Origin of the sequence: Nocardia sp. NPDC049149 (genome assembly GCF_043197455.1) — a bacterium.
Lineage (GTDB): Bacteria > Actinomycetota > Actinomycetes > Mycobacteriales > Mycobacteriaceae > Nocardia.
This window is the reverse complement of the sequence record NZ_JBICTD010000017.1, coordinates 15,350-36,717: the sequence shown is the minus strand read 5'-3', so window position 1 is coordinate 36,717 and position 21,368 is coordinate 15,350. Positions and strand designations below refer to the sequence as shown.

The following is a 21,368-nucleotide window of genomic DNA, read 5'->3' as shown; positions in this document are numbered from 1 at the left end:
CGGATCGGTTCAGGTCGCGGCGGCGAGTTGCTGCCAGACCCTGCGCTGTTGCTTGGCCCGGTGGTTGGGCGCCTTCGGCTGCCAGAGCAGCCGCATGCCCGCCTCTTCCGGGGTGCGGTCGGCCTTGGCGGTATTGCACGGACCGCAGCAGGCGACGAGGTTGGCCCAGGTGTTCGGGCCGCCCCGGCTGCGCGGGCGGATGTGGTCGACGGTGCGGGCCCAGGCGGCGCAGTAGCCGCACCGGTGCTTGTCGCGGCGCAGCACGCCGGCCAGGGTCGCCCGGCTCTCGTCGTTGACCCGGCCGGTGTGCTCGATGTACACGTAGTGCCGTAGCCGAATGGTTTCCGGGAGTAGCACTTCGACGCGCTGGGAGCGAACGAGGAAGTGCGGCGCCCGGTCGGCGATCGACTCCGCGGTTCCGGCCATCAGCAACACGACGGCCCGGTCGGCGCTGATCTCGTCGAGCGCCTCGTAGGAGGCGTTGAGCACCAGCACCGGGGTGTGTATCCAGTTGTCTGCGGTGAGTGCCGCGGATCTGGCGGCATGGCGGAAGGTCATGGGAATCACCATGTTTCGGGAAAGTCGAGCGAGAAAGGGGAGGGCGGGTCAGTGACCGGCCTGGAGGTGGCTGTCGTCGCATGCTGGGCTCTGCTTTCGGCCTGATGCGAGTTTGTCCATCGACAACCGTTGCGTAGCATCGGCATTCGCTCGAATCGCAGCGTTCGGGATCATTCGCCACCTCCTCCTTTCCACCTGCTCGTTCGACCACCGTTACTCGGTGATCATCGTCGAATTCCATGGTGACATAACGGACCCGCCGCTGTCGGGTCATTTATTTCGGGCCGGCCCGAGGCGACCTTCGATCCGGCCCGTCGGGTCAGGTGTAGCGCAGCGTGGCCGCGCCGAACGAGACGTGGAAGCGTTCGCACCAGATCGACACGCTGGTCAGGGTGCCGAGGTCGACGTCGGCGGCGACAGGGTAGTTCTGGCTGCCCTTGTTGCCCTTCAGGCTGCCGAGGTCGGTGTGCTTGCCGTCGTCGAAGAGGAACCAGCCTGCCTTGCCCTCGACCACCGGTGCGTCGGTGAGCCAGACGTGCAGCGCGGGTCCGTCGGAGGTGTCGAGGTCTTCGAGCCGCAGCACTCGGTTGCCGTCGGGCAGTTGCAGGATCCGCACGCTGCCCGAGGTGTCGTGTTCGTGCGAGACGAAGGTGCCGGTGGCGAGGACGCGCGGTTCTTGCGCGGTGCCCACGGGCGGTGCGGCGCCGTTGGAGTGCGCGACAGTCGGTGCCGCCTCGACGACGGTGGTGTTGGTGAACAGCCGCCACGGCTGGGTGAGCGCCAAGCCGACGCCGAGCCCGAGCACGAGCAGGACTGCCAGCGTCCAGGTGATCGGGGAACGCGCGATCCTGCGTACGGACACCATGGCTGCTTGCTCCTTCGACGGTTCGCGGCTGTCGGACCGGGCGGCCGACGACTTCAACGGTAGGGCCGGCCGTTCGGAAAAGGCCCCGGGAATGTGTGACGAAATCGGGACGGCCGGAGTCGGGGAGTGGGTTGGGCCCCCATTGGATTATGGGGGCGGCGGGGTTCGGTGTTAGCCGTTCGGCGTGTGTCCGAGCAGGACTCGCCCGGAGAACCGGGTCTGCTTGGCCCTCGGCAGCGGATGGAACAGGCAGCCGTGCACGTCGCGGTAGCGCATCTCCAGCTCGCAGTGTCGCGAATAGCCCAGTCCGCCAACGGTTTCAATCGCAATGCGGACGGTGTTGAGGAGTGCTTCGGCGGCGGCGGTCTTGCGGGCGAGGATGTGGCTTGCGTGCTGGTCGGTGTTGTCGAACTGCAGGTTGTCGGCGGCGGTGAACATGGCGGCGATGAGATCGGTGGCGGTGAGGTGGGCGTTGACCATCTCACCGGCGAGCTGGAAGGTCGGTGCGTCGGCGCGCTCGGCCGCCAGCGCCGCCGCCAATTCCACCGCGCCGTCGGCGATGCCGAGGTAGGCCGACATCACCAGCGGCATCGCCGCGCCCATCACCACGTTGAGCAACGGCGGCCAGGCATCCGCGCGGCGGATCAGCGAGACCGCTTTGTCGGGGACGAAGACGTCGTCGAGGATCACGGTGTGTGAGCCGCTCGCGCGCAAACCGAGGGTGTCCCAGGTCTTTTCGATGCGCACACCGGGGGAGTTCAGCGGGACGGCGCAGTGCAGGACGTGCGGGCCGTCGGGTGCGTCACCCCAGCGGATGCTGGTGACCAGCACCGTGCCCGCCTCGACGCCGCTGGCCGGTGCCTTGCGCGCGTGCACCCGGTAGCCGCCGTCCACCCGCTCGGCGCGGCCGCTGGAGCCGACCCAGTCCGAGGCGCCGGTGCTGATCAGGATCGCGCCGTCGACCACCTTGCCGAACAGCGGGGCGGCGTCGATGCCGTGATTGTGCCGCCACACCTGGGCGGCGACCAGATGGGTGTGCATGGCGAAGGCGACCGCGGTGGACGGATCGTGGCGGCCGAGTTCGCGCAGGATCGCGCCCATCTCGTGATGGGTGGCGCCGCCACCGCCGAATTCGGCGGGAACCAGCGCGGCGGAAAGGCCCGCGTCGCGAAGCAGATCGAAAGCGGCCGTGGAGAATTCGCCGCTGCGGTCGCGGGCGGCTACCTCGGGGCGCAGGGTTTCGCCGACCCGGCGGGCGCGGGCGGTCCAGTCGATGCTGATGTCAGGGGAGGTTGTCGTCATGTTTCGAAGGTAAGAAGGCGCGCGATAACCGAATAGTCCAGAAAGTGGACCCTGCCGGTCCAGAATCTGGACCCCGATCGTGAGGTGACCCATGACGACACCCGGTTACGGCCAGTACTGTCCCATTTCCCGGGCGCTCGATGTGCTCGGCGAGCGCTGGTCGCTGCTGATCCTGCGCGACCTGCTGGTCGGCAGCACGCGCTTCAACGATCTCGCGCGCGGGCTGCCCGGGCTGTCCCGCAGCCTGCTGGCCAAGCGGTTACGTCAGTTCGAGCGGGCCGGATTGGTGGACAAGGTCGGCTCGGAGTATCTGCTCACCGAGGCGGGTCTGGAGCTGAAGCCGATCCTGTTCGGTCTCGGCGAATGGGGTTCGCGGTGGACCTTCGGCGATCCGCGGCCCGAGGAGCTCGATCCGGCGGTGCTGGTGTGGTGGATGCATACGCGCATGGACACGTCGGCGTTTCCGGGGCGGCGGCAGGTGTTCGCGGTGCGGTTCGCCGATGTGGCGCACCGGTTCTGGATCGTGATCGAGGCGGGCACGCCGTCGGTGTGTGACGCCGATCCGGGGTATCCGGTCGACGTGATCATCACCTCCGACGTTGCTTCGCTGTATCAGGTGTGGCTCGGCAGAGTGTCTGCGGCACAGGCGATTCGGACGGGGCGGTTGGTCTTCTCCGGCCCGACCGCGCTGACTCGGCGGATGCCGTCGGTGCTGCAGTTGAGCCCGATGGCGCCTTATGCCGAACCGCAGCCTGTCGATTTCGCCAGTCGCGCTTCGTGATCCGTGGCTCGGCGCGGTTGTCGTCTGCGTGCGGCGGCCACCGCGCCCGTGGCCGGAGTCGGCGTCGGCGTCGATGCGGTGATGCCGACTCCGGGGTGCCTGCTACAGGTTGCCGACGACGTGCTCGAGACGCTGTGCGACCAGCTCGCGGGCCTTCTCGCGCAGTGCGGGCCGGTAGCCGCTCGGGTACACGGGATCGCCTGGAGCGTAGTCCTTCAGGACCTCCTTGGCGAGGGTGATCTTGTGCACCTCGGTGGGGCCGTCGGCGATCGCCATCACCTCGGCGTAGTTCATCATGTCCACGAACGGCAGGTCGGTGCTGACGCCGATGGCGCCGTGCAGGTGCAGTGCGCGCTGGGCGATGTCGTGCATCACCTTCGGCATGGCCACCTTGATGGCGGCAATGTCCTTGCGCACCTTGAGGTAGTCCTGTTCCTTATCGATGCGCCACGCGGTGCGCAGCACCAGCAGCCGGAACTGCTCCATCTCGATCCAGCTGTCCGCGATCCGCTCCTGGGTCATCTGCAGGCCTGCGAGCGGGCCCTTGCGCATCGGACGGGAGACGACGCGTTCGGCCATCATGTCGAAGGCCTTGCGCACCAAGGCGACCGTGCGCATCGCATGGTGCACGCGGCCGCCGCCGAGCCGGGTCTGCGCCACGATGAAGCCCTGTCCCTCGGCGCCGAGCAGGTGGTCGGCGGGAACACGGACGTCGGTGAAGCGCAGGTGGCCCTCGTGCTCGCTGAAGCCGTGCACGTGGAAGTTCTTGACGATCTCCAGGCCGGGGGTGTCGGCGGGCACGATGAACATCGACATGCCCTGGTAGGGGCTGACATCGGGGTTGGTGACCACCATGACGATGTGGAAGCTGGCGAACTGGGCGTTGGAGTTGAACCACTTCTCGCCGTTGATCACCCAGTGGTCGCCGTCGCGGACCGCGCGGGTCTGGAACGTCGTCGGGTCCGAGCCGCCGGTGGGCTCGGTCATCACATAACAGGATCCGATCTCACCGGCCAGCAGCGGCGCGAGGTACTTCGCCTTCTGCTCCGGGGTGCCGTAGTGCGCGAGGATCTCGGCGTTACCGGAATCCGGTGCCTGGCAACCGAAGACCGACGGCGCCCAAACCGACGTGCCGAGCACCTCGTTGAGCAGGGCCAGCTTCATCTGCCCGTAGCCTTGCCCGCCGAGCTCGGGACCGAGGTGGCAGGCCCACAGGCCCTGTTCCTTCACCTGCTCCTTGAGCGGGCGCATCAGCGCCATGGCCTCTTTGTCGGTGCGGTCGTAGGGGTTCGGGTACAGCAGGTCCATGGGCTCGACCTCGGTGCGGACGAATTCCGCTGCCCAGTCCAGTTTCTGCTGAAACTCCGGGTCGGTCTCGAAATCCCAAGCCATGATCAGCCTTTCGTGTGGGGGTCGGTCGTGGTGACCACGCCGTCGAGGAACGTGGTCGCGAGAATGTCGGCGATCTCGGCGGGGGAGCGCTCGCCGTGCGGGCGGTACCAGAGGGTCACCGAGTTGAGCATGCCGAGCACGCTGTTGGTGATGACGTGATCGTCGGTGCGCAGCAGCCCGGCCGCGTGGCCGTCGTCGATCACCCGCTGCCAGCGGTGCTGCACCTGGTCGCGCAGCTCCTGCAGCTGCGCGCCGCGCTCGCCGGTGAGCGCGGTGACATCGCGCAGCTGGATCGCGACCTCGCGGCGGTGCTCGATGATCAAGCCGACGTAGCTGTGGATCAGGCTGCGCAGCTTGGTGATCGGATCGTCGTCGGCGGCGACGATCCGTTCGGCGTCGACCAGGATCAGCTGGATGTAGTCGTGCAGGATCTGCCAGAGCAGCTCCTCCTTGGAGCCGATGTGGTAGTACAGCGCGCCGCGCTGCACGTCGGCCCGGTCACCGATCTCCGCCACCCCGGTCCCGTGGAAACCCTTCTCCGCGAACAGGTCCCGTGCGGCCCGCATGATGCGTGCCCGGGTGTCGCCCGCCGTCGACTCGGTCGCGGGCGGGCGGCCGCGCCTGCGCGCGGGGGCGTTCATCGGGCCGGGTCCAGCACGACCTTGCCGACTCCGTCCGCGCGCTCGGCGAACAGCTGGTAGGCGTGCGGGCCCTCCGACATCGGCAGCCGGTGGGTGACCACCGCCTCCGGCCGGAGCCGCCCGGCCGCGGTGAGGCGCAGCAATGCGGGCAGTTCGTACTGGATCGAGCAGAGGCCGATATGGAACTCGAGCTCCTTGACCTGCGCCAGTGGCATGTGGAAAGGATAGGCCCGGTTCTGGCTGACGCCGATGACGCTGACCCGGCCGCGGTGGCCGACCGCGCTGATCGCCAGCTTGATGGTGGCGTCGGCGCCGACCGCCTCGATCGCGACATCCGCGCCGCCGCCGAGTAGTTCGCGGATGGCGAGCTTCGGGTCGTCCCCTTCGACGGGTTCCGCGCCGAGCTCGGCGGCTTGCTTGCGGCGCTCGGCGATCAGGTCGACGCCGAGGACGCGGGCCGCGCCCATCGCGAACGCCGACTGGACCGCCATCAGCCCGACCGGGCCGAGCCCGATCACCACCACGGTCTCACCGGGTGCGATGCGGGCGCGGCGGGCGCCGTACCAGGCGGTGGGCGCGTTGTCGGTGAGGACGACCGCGGCCGCGTCGCTGATCTCGTCGGGCAGCGCGATCAGGTTGCCGTCGGCGTGCGGGACGGCGAGCAGCTGGGCTTGGCCGCCGGGCAGGGCGCCGCCGAGGCCGTAGCAGGCGTCGATCGGGAGCGGCGTGCGTTCGCAGGCCGCGACCACGCCGACCCGGCAGCGTGCGCAGCGGTCGCAGCCCGCCGACGCGGCGACGAGCACCCGGTCACCGATCGCGTGGCGGCGCACCTCGGGGCCGACCTCGACGATCTCGCCGACCGCTTCGTGGCCGACGCTGTAGCCGGTGCGGTCGGTGAAGCCGTGGCCGCCGTAGATGTGCAGATCGCTGCCGCAGATGCCGGTCGCGGTGACCCGGATGATCGCGCTGTCCGGCGCGGTCACCGTCGGGTCGGGCACGTCGGAGTACGAAATCTGGCGTTGACCTTCGTAAGTGAGTGCTTTCATCGCCAGCCGCCGTCCAGTGCGAGGGTGGCGCCGGTGCAGAACGCCGAGGCGTCGGTCGCGAAGAACAGTGCGGCGCCGACGATTTCGTGTGGTTCGCCGACCCGGCCGAGGGCGTTGAGGGTGGCGAGTTGCTTGCGCATCTCGTCGGGCCATGCCTTGGCGATGTCGGTGGCGAACGCGCCGCACTGAATGGTGTTGACGCGCACCGTCGGTCCGAAGCTCTGCGCGAGACCGACAGTCAGCGTGTTCAATCCGGCCTTCGCGGCCGCGTACGGCAGCGCGAACGGCGCGGGACGGGTCGCCTCGATCGAGGAGATGTTGATGATCGAACCGCCGCCACCGGCCGCCATCCTGGTGCCGATCAGCGATGAAAGCCGGAACGGCCCTTTGAGGTTCACCCCGATGACCTTGTCGAACAGTGCCTCGGACACCTGATCCAGGCTCGGGTAGAGCGGCGAGAGGCCAGCGTTGTTGACCAGCACGTCGACGCGGCCGAACTCGGCGTACACGGTGTCGACGAGTGCGTCGCACTGGGCCCAGTCGCTGACGTTGCAGGCGACCGGCAGTGCGCGGCGGCCGCGCGTGTGCTCGACCTCGTCGGCCAGTTCGGCGCAGCTGTCGAGCTTGCGGCTGGCGATCACCACGTCCGCGCCCGCGGCGGCGAACGCGCACACCATGTCCTTGCCGAGCCCTCGGCTGCCGCCGGTGACGACGACGACCTTGTCGGTGAGGGCGCCGCTGTCTATGAGGGCATCGCTTGTGGTGCGGGCGCCGCTGTCAACCAGGGCGCCGCTGTCTGTGAGCGACACATACACTCCCGCAGGTCAGAAAATGTTCCGATCAGTACATTAAATGCCTGCCGCTCTACAATCAAGGGCACTGTCCGGCCGACCGCCGACAGGATGCGACGCGCCGACTGATCGACCTCCTCACGATCGGCGCGGCGGAATGAAACGGTGAGACGCGGCGTTTCGACCCGGCACAGGGTGGTATCACTACCCACCGGTAACATGGATGCGTCTTTCCCACCCGGCTTTCTCAGAAGTGAGGCAGTAGATGACAGAGCGGATTCAGGTCGGCGGGCTTCAGGTGGCCAGCGTTCTCCATGAGTTCATCGAGAACGAGGCGCTTCCCGGAACCGGCGTAGATTCCGCCGCGTTCTGGGCCGGTGCCGAGCAGGTCATCAACGATCTCGCGCCGCGCAACCGCGCCCTGCTCGCCGAACGCGACGAGATCCAGGGCAAGGTCGACGCCTGGCACGCCGAGCACCCCGGCGCGAACTACGACAAGGCCGCCTACAAGAGCTTCCTGACCGAGATCGGCTACCTGCGCCCCGAGCCCGCCGATTTCCAGATCAGCACCGAGCACGTGGACGCCGAAATCGCCACCACCGCAGGGCCGCAGCTCGTGGTGCCGGTGATGAACGCCCGCTTCGCGATCAACGCCGCGAACGCGCGCTGGGGCTCGCTGTACGACGCGCTCTACGGCACCGACGCCATCTCCGAGGCCAACGGCGCGGAAAAAGGCAAGGGCTACAACAAGGTTCGCGGTGACAAGGTCATCGAGTGGGCTCGCAACTTCCTCGACGACGCCGCCACGCTGATCACCGGTTCGCACATCGGATCCACCTCGTACAAGATCGTCGACGGTGAGCTGGAGGTCGGCCTCGAGGACGGCACCGAGATCGGCCTCGCCGATCCGGGACAGCTCGTCGGCTACCTCGGCGACCCGGCCGCGCCCACCTCGGTGTTGTTGAAGCACAACGGATTACACATCGAGATCCAGATCGACCCGAGCTCGCCGGTCGGCAGCACCGACACCGCGGGCGTCAAGGATCTGGTGCTCGAGTCCGCGGTCACCACGATCATGGACTTCGAGGACTCGGTCGCGGCCGTGGACGCCGAGGACAAGGTGCTCTGCTACCACAACTGGCTCGGCCTGATGAAGGGCGACCTCGCCGAGAAGGTGACCAAGGGCGAGAAGTCCTTCACCCGCACCATGAACCCCGACCGCATCTACACCGCGCTCGACGGCAGTGAGCTTGTGCTGCACGGTCGTTCGCTGCTGTTCGTGCGCAACGTCGGGCACCTGATGACCAGCGATGCGATCATCGACAAGGATGGCAACGAGGTGCCGGAAGGCATCCTGGACGGCCTGGTCACCTCGCTCATCGCGACGCACTCGTTGCGCGAGGACACCGCACTGAAGAACAGCCGCACCGGCTCGGTCTACATCGTCAAGCCGAAGATGCACGGACCCGACGAAGTTGCCTTCGCCGCCGAGCTGTTCGGCCGGATCGAGGACGTCATCGGCGTCCCGCGCAACACCCTCAAGGTCGGCATCATGGACGAGGAGCGCCGCACCACGGTGAACCTCAAGGCCTGTATCCAGGCCGCCGCCGAGCGCGTCGTGTTCATCAACACCGGCTTCCTCGACCGCACCGGCGACGAGATCCACACCTCCATGGAGGCCGGGCCGATGGTCCGCAAGGCCGACATGAAGGCCCAGCAGTGGATCAAGTCCTACGAGGACTGGAACGTCGACACCGGCCTGGCCACCGGACTGCCCGGCAAGGCGCAGATCGGCAAGGGCATGTGGGCGATGCCGGACCTGATGGCCGACATGCTCGTGCAGAAGATCGGCCACCCCAAGGCGGGCGCCAACACCGCGTGGGTGCCGTCGCCGACCGCGGCCACGCTGCACGCCACCCACTACCACCAGGTGAACGTGCTCGACCGGCAGCGCGAGATCGTCAAGGGCGGCCGCAGGGCCACCGTCGACCAGATCCTGGAGATCCCGCTGGCGCAGGCGCCGAACTGGTCGGCCGAGGAGAAGCAGCAGGAGCTGGACAACAACTCGCAGTCCATCCTCGGCTACGTGGTGCGCTGGATCGACCACGGCGTCGGCTGCTCCAAGGTGCCCGACATCGCCGATGTCGCGCTCATGGAAGACCGTGCCACCCTGCGCATTTCGAGCCAGCTGATGGCAAACTGGCTGCGCCACGGCGTTGTCAGCGCCGACGAGGTGGTGGCCAGCCTGGAGCGCATGGCGCCGGTGGTGGATCGGCAGAACTCGGGCGACGCGAATTACCGGCCGATGGCGCCGGATTTCGCGGGCAGTATCGCGTTCCAGGCGGCCAAGGAGTTGATTCTGGAAGGCACCAAGCAGCCGAACGGCTACACCGAGCCGATCCTGCACCGGCGGCGGCGGGAAGCCAAAGCGCTGGACTGCAAGTAGCGCGTTCAGTGCTTGAAAAGTAGCGCCTAGCACCACTTTTCCGCTCGAGCCCTCCGCGCCGGAGACACCCGGCGTGGGGGGCTCGTTCGTTACTGGAGATCAGCTCGAATACCGGTCCGTCACGCTCACAGGGTGAGACGCACGCCCACATCGGAGTTCGTCTTCTGTTGGCTACCCGCTTTCAACGGCCGCGTGGCCGACGGGTTCGGCACAAGGTCGTCGGCTCGGTACGGACCCTTCAAGATCAAAGACTCCGTGCCGCACACTTTTTGAGTTCCCGCACACCATTTCGCATGTTAGATCGTGTGCGGGAAGACAGAAAGTGTGCGGGAAACAAGGTGGCTACGTTCGTTGCGGTCGGCCGTTTGGTGGAATCTTCAGCGGCACATCAGGGGAGCCGAGTCTGTGTAGATCTTTCTGGTTTCCGTGGTGGGGTTCTGTTCTCTTTCTGGAGTGGTGCAGACTGATTCTGCGGTGTCGAGCAGTTGTGCCATGAGGTGTGCGGAGTTGTTCGCCGAGAGCGCGGCGAAGTATTTGGCGGCAGCGGGACTGACGTCTGGGCCGCTGGGCAAGTTGTCGATGCCGACTTCGGCCGCTATCGACTTGATCTCCTTGTCAGTGTCTGCGGTTGCGACATAATTGCAGACGTGCTGCGAGAACTTGTCGAGAGCGTTTGGCGGCATTGTGGCAAGGATTCGCGTCTGGCGGGCGGGAAGTCGTGCGGCCTCATCGACGTCGGCAGGGGTTGCGACGGTGGACAGGTCGATTCCAGGAGGCAGCGGTGCGCCGGCGTTTCGAAATGTGTCGAGGGTCATGTCGAGTATCGTCTGGGCGTGCGCGGCGGCGACCTTGTTCGCCCCGATGGCCCGCTCACGCCTGTCCGTGACAACCTGTGCCTGAGTAGGGTTGGGCCCTCGGTAGGTCTCGCAGGGCTTGGGTTCCCATCCCGAGCCACTGGAATCGTCAGTGCCGCACGCAGAAGCGAGCAAAAGCAACGGACCAGCGATGAGCGCGGCCCATCTTCGAGTGGATGGGATTGGCATCGCTGCTCCTGACAATACAGCGACAGACATCGCTTCCTATACAGCGTAATGACCTGAATAGGGGGAAGCTATCGGTCGTTTGATTGACATCCGAGGATCGAACGCATCGTCCGTGTTGACGGTGCCGGGCGTGATGGTCGAGAACATCGTGGTCGGCGGGTTCGGGGTATCAGAGTGGTGGCCGTAGATGGCCGATCGGAGAGGCAACTTTCCGTCGGTAACCCGGTGGCGGTTTCAGCGTTTTGGTGTGCCGGTCTGAGCAAGTCGGTAACCACCCGGTGCCGCAGCGCCGCGCGCTGGGCGGGTCGGGTGCGAGGCGAGGTGTTTGATTGTGCGGTAGATCGGTCGGGTGAAGGTCCCGGCGAGGCGGGTGTAGGGCCAGATCGCTATGAGTAGCAACAGGATCAGTGCTCGTGTCTGGTAGAGCAGCGGGGCCTGCTGCATCATTTCGACCTGCGGGTGGGTGGTGAACAAGGAACGGAACCAGCTGAACAGTGTTTCGGCGCTGCGATATCGACCGCTGTCGGAATTCGGGTCCACGTGGATGGCGACCCTGGACAGCAGGCCCGCGGTCAGCAGCGGGAACGTCACGCGGTCCAACGGTGTGACCGGTGATCCGGCGGTGGCCGTGATCAAATTCGGGACCAGCAGGAGCATGGCGCCGATGACCGCGGGAACGGCGGCGAGAATCTCGATGACGGTGATGGCGAGACGGACGGTGCTGCCTGGATGGGTGTGGGGTCCCGACGCCGCCAGATCGGTGAGCCGCGCAACCACGAGCAGTCCTACCCCGAGTCCGAACGTCCTCGCCCCGATGCGTTCGGCCCGGTGCAACCCGGTTCCGCTGGTGTAGCGCCGGAATCCGTCGTGCCGAAGCCGCCACACGTGACCTAGGACGAAGGAGAGGAAAGCGCTGTAGGGCAATATGATCCATATCAGCGCAGACAACTTTCCACACACCTTTCGCGCACGGCTACCTCGATAGCGCATCACTCTGGCAGGGATGGGAACGCCCCGCTAGGGACCAACGACTCCTACCGGCCCGAACTGCGCGAAAAGCCCACCGCATACCGGGACGTCGGTCGGCTGACTGAAATCATGCAACCGTAGACGGTCCTACATCGCAGGTAGCAATCTCGAAACAGTATGGGCAGTGCGAATTTCGCGGATTCGGCATCGGCGCGGTGGCGACCGGCTGGTTTGCTCATTGCCTGAAGATATTTGCGGAGAAGGCCTTTCGGCACTGTCGGGTAGGCCGTGCTCGGCCTGTACTTGGGTTGGCGAGAATCGTTCTCGTCGTCGAAACTCCGGGCAGCCACGCCATCTACGTTCCCCGCCCGGCCGCGGTCGCGAACATCATCCGCACCGCAGCCGGATAAGTTCGAACAAATCAGTGGTCGCTCTCGACAGAGGTCGAGAGCGACCACTACCGCCCGGTCCAACGCCAGGCCGTCAGCTTCATCAGCTGGACGTGTGGTCGGTGTCGCGGTGGGTTGTGGGGGTCAAATGCTGAGCACGAGTTTTCCTCGGGTACGGCCCTGTTCGATGCGGCGGTGGGCTTCGCCTGCCTGCTCGAGCGGGAGGACCTCTTCGACTTCGACGTGTACTTGGCCGCCGTCGATGAGCTCGGCGATGCGGGTCAGTGCGTGGCCGTCGGGTTCGACGAGGAAGGGCATGGCGCGCAGGCCGCGTCCGTGTGCTTGTTCGAACAGCTCGGGGGAGACACCGGACGGGACGGCGACGATGAGTCCGCCAGGGCGGAGTGTGTCGAGTGAGCGGGTGCTTGTGCGGTCGTTGGCGTCGCCGATCAGGTCGATCACCACGTCGATGTCGTGTGCAGCTTGTTCGAATGGCTGTTGGGTGTAGTCGATGAGTTCGTCGGCGCCGAGCTTGCGCAGCCAGTCGTGCTTGTCGGTGCGCGCGGTGCCGATGACGTGGGCACCGAGATGTTTGGCGAACTGTACGGCGAAATGGCCGACGCCGCCGCCTGCGGCGTGGATGAGGACGCGCTGGCCTGCTTGCACGCCGGCCGCGTCCACCAGTGATTCCCAGGCGGTCAGCGCCGCCAGCGGCACGGCCGCGGCCTGGTCGTGACCGATCGTCGCCGGTTTGCGAGCGAACTGCCGGGAGGGGGCGGTCACATATTCGGCGTAGCCGCCTGCTTGGCGCGGGAACCACGGCATGCCGTACACCTCGTCGCCGACCTGGAGTGTGTGCACGCCGAAGCCGACTTCTTCGACGACGCCGGAGACGTCCCAGCCGAGGATGATCGGTGGCGCACCGAGGATGTGTGCCATACCGCCTCCGGCGCGGGTCTTGTCATCGACAGGGTTGACGCCGGCGGCGTGCACGCGGACCAGGATCTCGGTAGGCAGCGGCTCGGGCCTCGGCAGCTCGGTCAGGTGCAGGACCTCGGGTCCGCCGAACTGATCCTGGGTGATCGCTCGCATCGTGTTCACGAAATCTCCTCACTGGGGCTCGGCGTCGAATGGCCGTGCGGTGTACCGACGAAGCTATCCGCAGGGTGGTAGTTACCCGCAAGGGCGAGTACTATCTATTGGGAAGTGTAGAGGTAGTGAAGGGAATTATTGCCGTGGCTATGAGCTGCACGGTGGGTTTGCACGACCACCACGATGTCTACTCGGCCCAGTGCCCCTGCCGTGATGTGCTCGACCTGCTCGCCAACAAGTGGTCGGCGTTGGCGATCGGCGCGCTGGAACAGGGTCCGCAGCGCTTCGGCGAGCTGCAGCGACGGCTGGACGGCGTCAGTCCGAAGGTCCTGACCAACACCCTGCGCAGGCTCGAGTCCATGGGCTTCGTCGACCGCACCATCTACCCCGCCGTCCCTCTGCATGTCGAGTACGCCCTGACGAAGCTCGGCCGAAGTGTCGCCGAACCGCTTGCGGGACTGCGCATCTGGGTCGAACATCACATGGACGAGATCGCCGAGCACCCGGCCTAGGAGTCGGCTGCTGATCCGCGTGTTCAAGGCGCGGCCGATGGAACTCACGCGGTTGGGCGCTGGTGCGGTCGCCGCTATCCGACCCATGCGGCGGTCATCGAGATGATGCGGCCTGGCCTGCTCGAGCTGTGTGCAGCCTGGTGGAGGCCGCTTCGCTCATGCTCGGTAGTCGAGTCTGGTCATCATGCCGACATCCATGTGATATCCGTTGTGACAGTGCAGCATCCAGTCGCCGGGGTTGTCGGCGATGAGGTCGACCCGGACGTTGGACATCGGGAGCACGATCACGGTGTCCTTGCGTGGGCCTGGGGTGCCGTCGGGTTTGACGACCTGGAAGGTGTGACCGTGCAGGTGCATCGGGTGCCACATCATCGTCTTGTTGGTGAACGTGAGCCGTGCTCGTTGCCCCTGTGTGACGGTCAGCGGCGTGTTGTCCGGGTAAGCCCGGTTGCCGATGGCCCAGTCGTATCTCATCATTCCGCCGGTGAGGTTCGCGGCGAGCGTTACATCCGGTTTCGTTTGGGGCAGTGCGGCTTCCGTAGTTGCGGTGAACGAGTCGACGGTGCCGACGCGTCCGCTCAGTTCGGTGGGCCGCAATCCCGGGTCGGGGGCGCTGCCGCTGCCGGTGGACAGCAGTGCGCGGGCGATCCGGTTCTTGCCTTCGGCAAGGGCGACCAGCGGGAACACGCCGTCGCCCGCGGTGACGGTGACGTCGTAGCGCTCGCCCATGCCCAGTAGGAGGGCGTCCACGACTGTGGGTTGGATGGGGAAGCCGTCGGTGTGGGTGACTGTCATCGGGTGCCCGGCCAGTGCGACCCGGAACGCGGTGTCAGCTCCGGCGTTGCTGATCCTGATCCGAATGCGTTGTCCTGGTGTGGCTTTGAAGGTGGACGGTGCGGCAGGGATGCGGCCGTTGATCAGGTAGTGCGGGTAGGCGATGTCGCCTGCGTCGCCGCCGAGGAGTGCACTGCTGCCGACGCCACCCATCCCCGGCATGCCGCCGTGGCCCATGCCCGAGGACGGCATGCCTGACCCGGAGGCCCGCAGCCCGTCGAGGATCTGTTGTGGGCTCTTACCGACACCGTCGGTCCAGTCATCGACGACGACGATCCATTCGGCGTCGTAGCGCCCTGGTTCGGTGGGATCGTCCACGATCACCGGCATATACAGGCCGTAGTCAGTGTCGAGCCCGGTGTGCGGATGGGCCCAGTAGGTGCCGGGATGCGGGACCGAGAATCGGTAGGTGAAGTCCTTGCCCGGACCGATGTCGGGGCTGGCGGGTGCGGCGCCGTCCATGTCGTTGCGCAGCGCGATGCCGTGCCAGTGGATCGAGGTCGGGTGGTCGAGGCCGTTGGCGACGGTGATGCCGAGTCCGTCGCCGACGTTCGCGCGGATCAGTGGACCGGGCACGGTGTCGCCGTAGGCGAGTGTCCGGGCGGTGATTCCGCCGAGATCTATCTCGGCGGTCTGCGGTCGCAGTGCTGCGGTGACGGTGCGACCAGTGTGCGGGCGGGCTGCTTCGGCGGCCTCGAGCGCTGCGGTATCCACGGTGGGCGCGGACCTGTTGGAAGCGGCGTCGTCACCGGTACGGCCGCACGCGGTCAGCGCGAGTCCGCCGATCATCGTGGCGGCGAGGAAGGTTCGGCGGGTAAGCGGGGTACGGCGCAAATATTCGGTCATCACAAGATTCCCTCGAAAAAGGTGTGCGCGAGCGCGCAAGAATTGGGACAGACAGCGGTCCCGCTCCGGCAGGCGTGCCGGGCGGGGGTGTCCGTCACACGCGCAGAATCGAAAGTTGTGACAACGACGGAGTCGTCCACGGCGGCCCGCGCCCTCCGAACGCTCGCACCAATACCGCGTTTCGCGTTTCGGGTTCGGTCGACAGCTCGATCGAGAGCGCAGGCGTTCCCGGCGGCGCGATCGTGAACAGCGGACTGGGAACTCCCACGCATTGATGGGCGCGTACACCGGGCTGGTCGTGCTCGCATCCGGCAACCGGCGCGGTATCGGCCGGGCTGGTCAGCACCACGGCCACGGGGTGTTCGGGAGAATCAGCGCCGTGCATGCCGTGCATCCGGTTCGGCGGGCACGCGGTGAGCGAATGCATGATCGTGACCGCCAGCGACAACAGCAGTGCCCACGTCAGCACCAGCTGTCGGTTCGCTGCGGTCATACCGGAAATCGTACGCGGCGACCTGGCGTCGGAACCGTCATCGCGCAACCACCCGATGACAGAGGCCACCCGGTCCGCTGGCGAGAGGTCACGGTTGATGCGATGGTGTGACAGCGGGCCCGTTCTTGTCGAGAACAGGCTGGCTGGGGCCGGTCGGGTTGCCCAGCGTGCGCATGCGGTCACGGTATTCCTGCTGGTCGATTTCTCCGCGAGCAAATCGTTCGGCGAGCAGTTGCTCGGGGGTCAGACGCACCGTGGGATGATTGTCGAATTGCTGGGGTCGGCCCGCGTAGCGGAACACCGCGACAGCACCGGCAATGACCAACCCCCAGAACACGATCATGCTGATCGACATGAGCGCATAACCCCAACCGCTCATGTCTCCGTTGTTCCAATACATCATTGGTGGACTCCTTCCAGGTGTCGGGTGATTGTGCTTAGTGGCATCGTGATTCGGAAGCCGTCGCAGCCCCGGCTGCCGACCACGATCAGCTGCGCGGACTCCGACCATGCCTCGAATGCTGGTGAGCCGTCGGTACCTCAACGATCTGGTGAGTTGGGTACGTATCAACTGTCGATGTGCGGGCCGCCGGCGTGTAGAGCAATCCGGCTCTCAGCGACGGGCTTTCGGTCACTCGTGTGGTGCGGAGCAGCCGCTGTCGGATCACTCCGCAACTGCCACATCGAACGAAGGTCTCCCGGCGAGGGGACCTGTGGCCCTATGGGCAAGAGGCCAGAATTTGGTCTGCTCGCGGTGTGACTATCGAATCGGAGTCGACGTCGCACGCGGTTGCGCCACAGGGCAAGGACATGGTCTCCGCGTGAACCCTTTGCGTCGTCTGAGCCGCGTGGTGCTGGTGTTCCTGCTCGTAGTGCTGGTCGGCACGGTCGGCTATGTGATTCTCGGGTTCGGTGTCCTCGATGCGCTCTATCAGACGGTAACGACGATATCGACGGTCGGTTTCCGTGAGGTGCATCCACTTTCGCCGATCGGCCAGGTGTTCACCATGGCGCTCATCCTGGTCGGCGCGGGCACCGTCTTCTACATGTTCGGGGTGCTGCTGGAGGCCCTCATCGAAGAACATCTACGCCACCACCTGGAGCAGAGACGGATGAATCGCCACATCGACCGAATGCGTGGGCACATCATCGTGTGCGGCTGGGGCAGGGTCGGATGTTCGACCGCGAAGTATCTGACGAGCCTCGGTAAGACGATCGTGGTCATCGATCATGATCCGCAGCGGCTACAGGACATCGACTACCCGTACATTCTCGGCGATGTCACCGACGACAGCGTGCTGGAGGCTGCCGGTATCCAGCACGCCCAAGCCTTGATCGCGGCGCTGGACAGCGACGCCGACAACGTTTACGTGACGTTGTCGAGCCGGGCAATGCGCAGCGATCTGGTGATCATCGCCCGGGCACGGACCGAAGGCTCCAAATCCAAACTGTTACGCGCCGGAGCGAACCGGGCCGTCAACCCTCAACTCATCGGTGGCCGCCGGATGGCGGCATTTGCCTTGCAGCCCAACGTGGCTGAGTTCCTCGACGTTGTGATGCACGACGAGACCCTCGAATACCGGATCGAGGAGATAGCGATCGGCGCGGGGTCACCGCTGATCGGCTGCTCACTCAGAGACATCGAATTGCGCAGGGCCACCGGTGCATTGCTACTGGCTTTGCGAACTTCCGGTGGCCAGTTCGTCGCCAACCCCACCGACGACATCGAGCTATGCGCCAACGCCATCCTGATCGTCCTCGGCACCCGGGCCCAGCTCGACGCAGTACACACCCGCGCTGCGGTCGCAACGAGTATCTGACATTGACCGGCAACGGATTTCACCAGAGTTGTCCACGTCGTCGGCGGGTTCGACGAGCCGAGGCCGAACTGGCCTCTTCGGCCGGGCGTTCTGTCTCGATCAGCCTTCACGCAGTGCTTCGGCGGGCTTGTCCGCCGCAGCAGGCTGTGCTGTTTCCGCAGCTTTGATGTCGGCCTGCCACTTCTCGAAGTCGGCTCGCATTACGCTGATCTGACGTTCAACGGCCTCTTTGGTGTCCGACCACCAGCTCAGCGCTGCTTCGCGCAGTTCCGCCGTGGTCTTGTCGAACTCGGCCCGCTCGTGCTCGAAGGTTGAGTCGAACTCTTCCCGTCGAGACTGCAGCTTGGCCCGGTTCTTCTCCCGTGCGGCGGTCGATGATTCTTCGAACTTCTTCACCTTGGTGGCGAGTTCCATCAGCGATTCCGACAACGATTTCATGATTGAGCCTCTCGAAATATGTTGATCAGCAATGTGTTTCGACAGTGTCTGCACGTCCAAGTGTCGGTGCCGGATCCCGTCGGGACCAGAGCAGAACGGCCTCTGATGTCACAATTTCGACGGTGCGCGGTTGCCGACTTTCGGCGCCGTCGAGGGGTCGAAAGACTCTGCTGAAATGAGTGCGATCGGTGTTCGATCGCGCCGCGGCGTGCCAGATCACGGACACCGATCGCCAGCGCGAGGGTGCTGGTGGGCAGTAGCCCCTCGGGCACATTGCCCACCAGCAGTCCGACGGCGAAGATGATCGCGTTGAGCAGGGACAGTCCGGCGGCCAGCAACTCCACCGCCTTCTCCGCAGGTGGCGGTGATGAGAGGCATCCGGCTCCTGGCGCCGGGATCAATGTCCCCGATGAACGAGATCAGCACGCAGAATGGATCTCGATGCGGCCGTAGTCAGGTGAGCAGGGAGGCTGCGCTGACTACGCGTGGACAGCGCGGGTTTCGCCCGCCCGATCCAGCAAGGCGCAGACCTCGTCGTCGGTCACCTCGGCGAAGTCCTTGTACCAGGGGCGAATCGGGCCGTGCAGTTGCGGTGCGTGCAAGCAGATGACCTGGTCTGCGACCGCGGTCAACGCACGCAGGGCTCGGCACGAACCGACCGGGGTGGCGAACACCACCCGAGCGGCGCCGCGGGCGCGGGCGACACCGCGGGCCACGTGTGCGGTGGCGCCGGTCGCGAGGCCGTCATCGATGATGAGCGCGGTAGTGCTGTCCAATGGCAGGGGGAGATCTCCGCGACGGTAGCGAGCAACGCTGCGGCGCAACTGTTCTCGTCGCTCACCGGCCACCTGAGCTCGGTCGTCTGCGGAAATGAAGGCGCGACCCCCGAAATCGCTATCGGTCACCCGCACCCCGCCCTCGCCGACAGCGCCGAACACCAGCCATGGCCGATCCGGGACAACGAGCTTGCGGGACACCACAATATCGAGCGGAACACCGAGCGCGGTCGCGACCTCGTAGGCGACTGGGACACCGCCGCGTGGTAGCCCGAGCACCACCACTGCTGGCCCTCGATGCGACTCCAGGCGTTCGGCGAGTCGACGGCCCGCGTCATGGCGATCGAGAAACGACACACTCTGCTCCTGAGTCTGGCATCCACACCGGGGCGAGCCGCGCTGCGGGACTCGGAGAAAGTAGTTGGAACTGTACGCCGTGAACCACCGAACATATAGCTGGCCAGCGCACGGTTGCGGCTACCGCGATCGCCGGGCCGCGCGTCAACGGCAATCCTCAACTAAACTTCGGCTGTTGGGTTCTGGTGGGAATGCTGAGCCTTTGCGGGTTGATGTGCAACCGGAGGCTCAGTCACGCGGGGGTGTGGTGCGGGCGAAGAGCCGAGTCTGCTCAGGAACATGTGTGCTTCAAAAATGATGTGGTCGAGCTCGGTGACTACTCGGGTCACGGCTTCGTCAACGGCCGCGGTGGTGTCCTGGCTTTGCTCAGTGATGGTCAGAACCGCGTCGCTGATGTCATTCAGGTGCTGAACCAGGCGATTATTGAGTTCAACAGGCATGGCGCCGTGGTGTGTGAGCAGGCTACTGCCATGCCCGGTTGGGTGCGGCTGCGTCATCTCCGCGCTGGCGGCATCTCGGTTTACGGTCGTGGGCGTCATCGCGTCCCTTTGTCGTGATTCGCCACGGGGAGCCTGCCGCTTCCACATGGCACAAGCTGATCCTCGATCGCCCAGAAGCTTCCGTCTTCTGGACCGGATGATTCTCCCAGTACACGCCTGCACATGAGGGAAGTCAACAGCGTTGGGCTACGTGATAGTTCTACAACGTAGAACGACCGGTCGTCGAGAGATCTGGACTACGAAATGGAGCTCTCGAGAGCACGTGCGACCCGATCCGGTGCACCGTGCGGGTGACAGCACAGTGCACCGGGTTATCAGCGTGCGAAAAGTCGTGCGATGCGGGCCCCGACGATGAGCGCGGTCACGACGACTACCCCAGCGACCAGCGCCATGCGGTTGACGTCGACCGATGGCTGCCAACTCACCTGACCATCCTTGATGATGAAGGCGCCGACCGGTTTTGCGCCGAGGCCGAATCCGCCTCCGGATCCTTGCCCCGTGTCGTCCCCGCCTTCACCGGCGCCGCCGCCGCCGGAGATCGCGGCCGCGGCGATCATGGTGATGCCGTCTCGTTCGATCGGTTCGCCGAATACTCGCGATACCGCCATGGAGTCCTTTGCTGTGGTGAGCACGTCCGCGACCTTCATCTGTGGCACCTTCTGGCGTTCGTCGGAGTCGGAAAGCTGTTCTTTCCGGCCTGTTTCCAGTGTCGGCTTGGTCGCGAGGGGAGTGCAGGGCCGTTCGGCCTCTCTGTTGGTGACGATGTCCAGCAGTCCGGTATGGCCCTGTCTTCGTACGGTATTGGTCATGCCGCCGTTGCTTCTATGGTGGCCGAGCCCAATCTCGCGAGGAGAACTCGATGGCGGTGTCTCCGACGATTCTGACGGTCACGATGAACCCGACCGTGGATATCAGTCTCGAGGTGGATCGTCTGCGCGACGAGGGGAAGAACCGGGCCAGAGTGCGTTCGGTACAGGGCGGTGGTGGCGGGATCAATGTCGCCCGCTGTGTCGGCAAACTCGGTGGTTCCGCACTTGCGCTGCACACTTACGGCAGGGAAGTCGGGCAGCGACTGAATCGGCTGCTCGACGAGGAGGGGCTCCCGCATCGGGGAGTCGAGATAGGTTCTGACACAAGAGAAGCCGTTGTTGTCGCCGAGACGCACCCGTGGCACAGTTATCACCTGGTCCCACCGGGTACTGAGCTCACCGCGATCGAACAGGATCGCTGCGTCGAGGCGATTATCGCTGCCGCGCACCAGTTTCCGTACCTTGTCTTGACCGGCAGACGGCGTCGCGGCAGCCGCGGCCACCGTCTTGCGACCAGGTACCGAGGTATTCGAGCCGAGGGCCGTCGACGCGCTACTCGATGCGGTGCGCACACACCGCGTAGCGCGGGCGCGCGTGACACGCGGAGTCATCGAATCCGCCGGGGTGGCCGAAGGTCCTTGATGGCGAGGGTCTTCTGGTCCGAGTCG

The 21,368-nt window shown here is 65.7% G+C and carries 21 protein-coding genes and 1 pseudogene; 5 read left to right on the top strand and 17 right to left on the bottom strand.

The genetic code is table 11. From position 1 onward, the window contains the following. Window positions 1-9 precede the first annotated feature (9 nt). The 3 genes from ACGFNJ_RS41700 to ACGFNJ_RS41690 all read right to left on the bottom strand — a co-directional run bounded on the left by ACGFNJ_RS41700 (window position 10) and on the right by ACGFNJ_RS41690 (window position 2,725). Window positions 10-558, bottom strand: coding sequence for an HNH endonuclease (locus tag ACGFNJ_RS41700; protein WP_393461752.1), 549 nt, complete (start codon window positions 556-558; stop codon window positions 10-12). A 319-nt stretch (window positions 559-877) separates the two neighbouring features. Continuing rightward, entirely contained in the window at window positions 878-1,423 is a 546-nt protein-coding gene (locus tag ACGFNJ_RS41695) for a DM13 domain-containing protein (RefSeq protein ID WP_393461750.1), read from the bottom strand. Window positions 1,424-1,594: 171 nt separating this feature from the next. Continuing rightward, entirely contained in the window at window positions 1,595-2,725 is a 1,131-nt protein-coding gene (locus tag ACGFNJ_RS41690) for an acyl-CoA dehydrogenase family protein (protein WP_393461748.1), read from the bottom strand. 91 nt (window positions 2,726-2,816) lie between these two features. Here ACGFNJ_RS41690 and ACGFNJ_RS41685 point away from each other — a divergent pair, with 91 nt between their 5' ends. Next, window positions 2,817-3,506: a winged helix-turn-helix transcriptional regulator gene (locus tag ACGFNJ_RS41685; RefSeq protein ID WP_393461746.1), complete on the top strand. Its 690-nt coding sequence runs from the start codon at window positions 2,817-2,819 to the stop codon at window positions 3,504-3,506. 102 nt (window positions 3,507-3,608) lie between these two features. Here ACGFNJ_RS41685 and ACGFNJ_RS41680 read toward each other — a convergent pair whose 3' ends face one another. The 4 genes from ACGFNJ_RS41680 to ACGFNJ_RS41665 are packed head-to-tail and all read right to left on the bottom strand — an operon-like array spanning window position 3,609 to window position 7,331. Continuing rightward, a complete protein-coding gene (locus ACGFNJ_RS41680; protein ID WP_393461744.1) occupies window positions 3,609-4,898 on the bottom strand; it encodes an acyl-CoA dehydrogenase family protein in 1,290 nt (429 codons plus the stop codon). Between the two features lie 2 nt (window positions 4,899-4,900). After that, on the bottom strand, window positions 4,901-5,539 hold the full coding sequence (locus ACGFNJ_RS41675; protein ID WP_393461742.1) for a TetR/AcrR family transcriptional regulator: 639 nt from the start codon (window positions 5,537-5,539) through the stop codon (window positions 4,901-4,903). Continuing rightward, window positions 5,536-6,585 (bottom strand): zinc-binding dehydrogenase, encoded by a 1,050-nt coding sequence (locus tag ACGFNJ_RS41670; protein ID WP_393461740.1) that lies wholly within the window; start codon window positions 6,583-6,585, stop codon window positions 5,536-5,538. The genes ACGFNJ_RS41675 and ACGFNJ_RS41670 overlap by 4 nt, the downstream gene beginning before the upstream one ends. After that, complete coding sequence (locus ACGFNJ_RS41665) at window positions 6,582-7,331, bottom strand: SDR family NAD(P)-dependent oxidoreductase (RefSeq protein WP_393461914.1); 750 nt, start codon at window positions 7,329-7,331, stop codon at window positions 6,582-6,584. Before ACGFNJ_RS41665 ends, ACGFNJ_RS41670 begins: the two co-directional genes overlap by 4 nt. A gap of 310 nt (window positions 7,332-7,641) precedes the next feature. Here ACGFNJ_RS41665 and ACGFNJ_RS41660 point away from each other — a divergent pair, with 310 nt between their 5' ends. Next, window positions 7,642-9,822 (top strand): malate synthase G, encoded by a 2,181-nt coding sequence (locus ACGFNJ_RS41660; RefSeq protein WP_393461738.1) that lies wholly within the window; start codon window positions 7,642-7,644, stop codon window positions 9,820-9,822. A gap of 377 nt (window positions 9,823-10,199) precedes the next feature. Here the strand turns inward: ACGFNJ_RS41660 and ACGFNJ_RS41655 are convergent, their stop codons facing one another. The 3 genes from ACGFNJ_RS41655 to ACGFNJ_RS41645 form a co-directional block, all read right to left on the bottom strand. Then, window positions 10,200-10,637, bottom strand: coding sequence for a hypothetical protein (locus tag ACGFNJ_RS41655; protein ID WP_393461736.1), 438 nt, complete (start codon window positions 10,635-10,637; stop codon window positions 10,200-10,202). Window positions 10,638-11,099: 462 nt separating this feature from the next. Then, complete coding sequence (locus tag ACGFNJ_RS41650; protein ID WP_393461734.1) at window positions 11,100-11,855, bottom strand: respiratory nitrate reductase subunit gamma; 756 nt, start codon at window positions 11,853-11,855, stop codon at window positions 11,100-11,102. A gap of 512 nt (window positions 11,856-12,367) precedes the next feature. Then, window positions 12,368-13,315, bottom strand: coding sequence for an NADP-dependent oxidoreductase (locus ACGFNJ_RS41645; protein ID WP_393461912.1), 948 nt, complete (start codon window positions 13,313-13,315; stop codon window positions 12,368-12,370). Between the two features lie 161 nt (window positions 13,316-13,476). Here ACGFNJ_RS41645 and ACGFNJ_RS41640 point away from each other — a divergent pair, with 161 nt between their 5' ends. Further along, entirely contained in the window at window positions 13,477-13,827 is a 351-nt protein-coding gene (locus tag ACGFNJ_RS41640) for a winged helix-turn-helix transcriptional regulator (RefSeq protein ID WP_393461732.1), read from the top strand. Window positions 13,828-13,983: 156 nt separating this feature from the next. Here the strand turns inward: ACGFNJ_RS41640 and ACGFNJ_RS41635 are convergent, their stop codons facing one another. The 3 genes from ACGFNJ_RS41635 to ACGFNJ_RS41625 form a co-directional block, all read right to left on the bottom strand. After that, window positions 13,984-15,507: a multicopper oxidase family protein gene (locus ACGFNJ_RS41635; protein WP_393461730.1), complete on the bottom strand. Its 1,524-nt coding sequence runs from the start codon at window positions 15,505-15,507 to the stop codon at window positions 13,984-13,986. A gap of 94 nt (window positions 15,508-15,601) precedes the next feature. Then, window positions 15,602-16,000, bottom strand: a complete 399-nt coding sequence (locus ACGFNJ_RS41630) for a hypothetical protein (protein ID WP_393461728.1) — start codon at window positions 15,998-16,000, stop codon at window positions 15,602-15,604. 88 nt (window positions 16,001-16,088) lie between these two features. Then, a complete protein-coding gene (locus tag ACGFNJ_RS41625; RefSeq protein WP_393461726.1) occupies window positions 16,089-16,355 on the bottom strand; it encodes an SHOCT domain-containing protein in 267 nt (88 codons plus the stop codon). Between the two features lie 466 nt (window positions 16,356-16,821). Between ACGFNJ_RS41625 and ACGFNJ_RS41620 the strand changes: the two genes are divergently transcribed. Then, window positions 16,822-17,820: a potassium channel family protein gene (locus tag ACGFNJ_RS41620; RefSeq protein ID WP_393461724.1), complete on the top strand. Its 999-nt coding sequence runs from the start codon at window positions 16,822-16,824 to the stop codon at window positions 17,818-17,820. A gap of 99 nt (window positions 17,821-17,919) precedes the next feature. Here ACGFNJ_RS41620 and ACGFNJ_RS41615 read toward each other — a convergent pair whose 3' ends face one another. From ACGFNJ_RS41615 to ACGFNJ_RS41600, 4 genes are all read right to left on the bottom strand, one after another. Beyond that, entirely contained in the window at window positions 17,920-18,312 is a 393-nt protein-coding gene (locus ACGFNJ_RS41615) for a hypothetical protein (RefSeq protein WP_393461722.1), read from the bottom strand. 425 nt (window positions 18,313-18,737) lie between these two features. Continuing rightward, window positions 18,738-19,391, bottom strand: coding sequence for a phosphoribosyltransferase (locus ACGFNJ_RS41610; protein ID WP_393461720.1), 654 nt, complete (start codon window positions 19,389-19,391; stop codon window positions 18,738-18,740). 161 nt (window positions 19,392-19,552) lie between these two features. Further along, a complete protein-coding gene (locus ACGFNJ_RS41605; protein WP_393461718.1) occupies window positions 19,553-19,930 on the bottom strand; it encodes a hypothetical protein in 378 nt (125 codons plus the stop codon). Window positions 19,931-20,205: 275 nt separating this feature from the next. Further along, the gene (locus ACGFNJ_RS41600) at window positions 20,206-20,700 is read right to left on the bottom strand and encodes a hypothetical protein (RefSeq protein WP_393461716.1); all 495 of its coding nucleotides are present in this window, start codon (window positions 20,698-20,700) and stop codon (window positions 20,206-20,208) included. Between the two features lie 50 nt (window positions 20,701-20,750). Here ACGFNJ_RS41600 and ACGFNJ_RS41595 point away from each other — a divergent pair. Beyond that, window positions 20,751-20,996: pseudogene (locus ACGFNJ_RS41595) on the top strand (PfkB family carbohydrate kinase); the annotation flags it as partial. Window positions 20,997-21,368: the final 372 nt, after the last annotated feature.